The 3,898-nt window shown below is 31.0% G+C and carries 3 protein-coding genes and 1 riboswitch; of the genes, 2 read left to right on the top strand and 1 reads right to left on the bottom strand.

Translation table 11 applies throughout. The annotated features are described in order from the left end of the window. Positions 1–782: AbgT family transporter (locus tag ACRC8M_RS02075; protein ID WP_438527618.1), on the bottom strand; the 782-nt coding region annotated here is incomplete at its 3' end. A gap of 126 nt (positions 783–908) precedes the next feature. Then, positions 909–1,006, top strand: a riboswitch (purine riboswitch). Positions 1,007–1,099: 93 nt separating this feature from the next. Here ACRC8M_RS02075 and ade point away from each other — a divergent pair. Next, entirely contained in the window at positions 1,100–2,863 is a 1,764-nt protein-coding gene (ade, locus tag ACRC8M_RS02070) for an adenine deaminase (RefSeq protein WP_438527617.1), read from the top strand. An 11-nt stretch (positions 2,864–2,874) separates the two neighbouring features. Beyond that, positions 2,875–3,898: NCS2 family permease (locus ACRC8M_RS02065; RefSeq protein WP_438527616.1), on the top strand; the 1,024-nt coding region annotated here is incomplete at its 3' end.

The raw sequence follows: 3,898 nt of genomic DNA, 5'->3' as shown, positions 1-3,898 counted from the left end.
GTATGTATAAATTTGGAATAATCATAGTCTGGTAGTCTTGGCTCAACTACTTTTTCTGTTATAAAACCACCTATAAAAGTTATTACTATAGTTGAAACAACAGAAAAGTACCAATTTCCCGTTGGATGAACTGTATAAGTTGGATTAATCATAGTCATTGCTTGAGTCGAAATTCCTGCAAATACAGGGTCATTCGTTCCCAGCAATATATTTGCACTCCATCCTCCAGATACTCCTGCAAATGTTGCTGCAAGTCCTGCAATTGGGTGTCTTTTGAAACTCATAAAAAGAACTGCACCTAATGGCACTAACACTACATAACCAGCTGAAGAAGCAATATTTGAAATTATTCCTAAAAATACTACAACATATGCTAAAGATTTACTATGTGTAGAATGTGCAGCTTTTCTAAGAAGAGTACTTAATAACCCTGTCCCTTCAGCAACACCAACTCCTAACATCACCGTAAAAACTGTTCCCAAAGCAAAAAATCCCGTAAAATTACTAACAATTTTTGGAATCATAGTTCTTATTCCGTTTACACTTAAAATATTTACTGCTTTTACCGTTGATTCAACCATCTTTTTCTGTTGTGCATCATAGATTTCATATGTTACTTGAACTCCAGATTGAGATGCAATCATAGAAATTAGCGCTACAACTATAGTCAAAATAAAGAAAATAGTAGCTGGATGTGGTAATGAATTTCCAACCTTTTCTATTCGATCCAACCACCTCGTTAAAAAATCTTTTTTCTGTTTATCAGTTTTAATACTTTCCATTTTGCCCCCCTATATTATATTTTTGCACTTAATTATAACATTTTTTGTAACTTTGTAAAGATGTTGATAAAAATAAAATAGCACAAATTTATTTACAAACATCAAAAAAAATGATACTATGGATTCAACAAATAAAATAAATTTTCTCATATATATTCGTAATATGGACGAACGTTTCTACGACCTACCGTAAATAGGTCACTATGAGGAAAGACAAATATATCATTTGAAATACCTTTTTTTGTATTTTCATTTAATTTATTCCAGTCTTTTCTCTAAATAGAGAAAAGACTTTTTTATTTTTAAAGGAGGATTTTATGAATTTACAAAAAAGAAGAGAACTAGTTGAAGTTGCCCTAGGAAAAAGAGAAGCGGACATAGTTCTAAAAAACGGAAATTTAATAAATGTTTTTTCTGGAGAGATGTATAAAGCTAACATATATATTTACGATAAATATATTGCTAATATTGTAGAGTGTAACTTAGACACTATTAGTTCAGGTAAAAATATAATTGATATTGATGGAAAATTTGTATCGCCTGGTTTTATTGATTCTCACGTTCATGTTGAAAGTAGCCATTTAACACCTGTAAACTTTGCAAGAGCAGTTTTACCAAAGGGAACAACAACTATAATTGCTGATCCTCATGAAATTGCAAATGTATTAGGTGTCGATGGTGTTATATATATGATTGAAAATTCAAAAGACGTCCCTATGAATCAATACTATCTAATTCCATCATGTGTTCCATCTGTTGTTGGTCTTGAAAATGCTGGGGCTGAATTTGATGATATTGAAATAGAAAAAATGTTAGATCTGCCTAGAGTTTTAGGTCTTGGTGAAGTTATGGATTTTGTGGGAGTTATTAATCAAAGCGATAGAATGACTAAAATAGTTGAAACAGCAATCAAAAAAGAAATGTTTGTTCAAGGTCATGCTCCTGAATTAAGTGGAAGTGAACTGTCTGCATATATTTGTGGTGGTCCAATATCGTGCCACGAAACTAGGGATGGGCGTCAAGCTCCAGATAAAATAAGAAAGGGCATGTATGTTGACGCTAGAGAAAGTTCTATCTCTAAAAATATAAGTTCAATAGTTGAAAATATTAAGCATATGAAATCACCAAGAAATTTAACTCTTTGTACAGATGATAGAGAGCCTAGAGATATTTTAGAAGTTGGACACATTAATGACTGTGTTAGAGTTGCTGTAAAAGCTGGACTAGACCCTATCGAAGCTATTAGAGCTACAACTTTAAATACTGCTCAAGAGTATAAATTAGATAAAATAGGTGCAATCGCCCCTGGATACTTTGCTGATATAGTAATTTTAGATAATTTAGTAGATTTTAATGTTTTAAAAACTTTTTGGCAAGGAAAATTAATTGCAGAAAATGATAGCTTAGTTATTGAAATAAACTCTCCAAAATTAGATATCGAACGTTTAAATTCAATTTATGTTGATGAATTAAGTGAAAGTGATTTTAAAATAAAATCTCCTATCCAAAATGGTGAGATTGAAATCGAAGTTTTATCATATCTTACTAAAGAAAGATCTATAACAGATAGAAAAACTGTATTAGTCAAAGCAAAAGATGGTTTTATTGATATCTCTGAAATCTCAAATTTAAATTTTGTTGCTATTGTTAATAGACATAATTTAAATAATAATATAGCTTTAGCAGTTGTTGAAAATTTCTATTTAAAAGAAGGAGGCGTTGGAACAACATACTCTCATGATAGTCATAATTTAACAATTGTATTTAATAAACCAAATGAAGCTCTAGCTATTACTAAAAAGATAAAAGAGCTTGGTGGTGGAATTGTAACTTCTGAAAATGGAGAGATTACTGGAACTTTACCTTTTCCAATTGCTGGAATGCTTTCGGATCAGCCTGCTGAGATTTTAGCAAAAGAGATTAGTCAGATGAATAAGATTCTTAGAAAAATGGGAATTGAAAGTGCATCTCCAATAACAAGACCTAGCACATTAGCTCTAATAGTAATTCCAAATGCTAAAATGAGTGATCTAGGACTTATTGATGTTAAAGAACAAAAAGTTATAAATCTATTTAAATAAAAGGAGAGACAATGCAACAAATAAAAATTGAACAAAGAAATAAAAATTTATTTGAAAAACTTTTTAAACTATCAGAAAATAATACAGATATAAAAACAGAAATAACTGCTGGAACTACAACTTTTATGACAATGGCATATGCTTTAATTGTTCACCCACTTATTATGAGTGCTTCTGGAATGCCCATCGGTGCAATGACAGTTGTAACAGCTTTAACTGCTGGAATATTTTCAATATTTATGGGAACTTATACTAATCTTCCTTTTGCTCTAGGACCTGCTATGGGAAGTAATGCATTCTTTGCTTATACTCTTGTAGCTTCAGGTTTAACAACATGGCAAGAGGGATTAGGTTTAGTATTTGTTTCTGGTATAATTTTTTTAATAATGTCTTTCTTTGGTTTTAGAGAGATTGTCGTTAAGCTTCTTCCTAAAAATTTAAAAATAGGAATTGGAGCTGTTGTAGGAATATTTTTAATTCAATTGGGATTTGGCTCAGCAAAACTAATGGATCTTTCAAAAGGTAAAATCGCCATTGGAAACTTAAAATCTCCTGAAACAATTTTAGCTATAGTAGGTTTATTTATAATTGCCGCTTTAATTGTTAGAAAAGTTAAAGGAGCTATACTAATTGGAATTTTGTTAGTTACTGTACTTGGAATTCCTTTAGGAATAACTAAAGTTCCAACATCGCTGATGTCTTTACCTCCATCAATAGCTGATGTTTCATTTAAACTAGATTTTTCAAAAGTTTTAAGTATAAAGTTCTTACCTATAATGTTTGTTTTCTTTGTTGGAGACTTCTTTTCAACTTTAGGAACACTACTAGGTGTTTCAGAGAAAGCTGGACTGTTAGATAAAGATGGAAATCTACCAAATATTCAAAAACCATTTTTAGTTGACGCTATTGCCACAATTGTTGGTGCTATTTTAGGTACAACTGTTGTTACAACTTATGTTGAATCTGCATCAGGAGTTGCCGAAGGGGGAAGAACTGGACTAACTTCTGTAACTACAGGATTAATTTTTTTAACAG

It is taken from the genome of Cetobacterium sp., assembly GCF_051653945.1.
GTDB lineage: Bacteria > Fusobacteriota > Fusobacteriia > Fusobacteriales > Fusobacteriaceae > Cetobacterium_A.
This window is presented reverse-complemented; position numbering and strand designations above follow the sequence as displayed.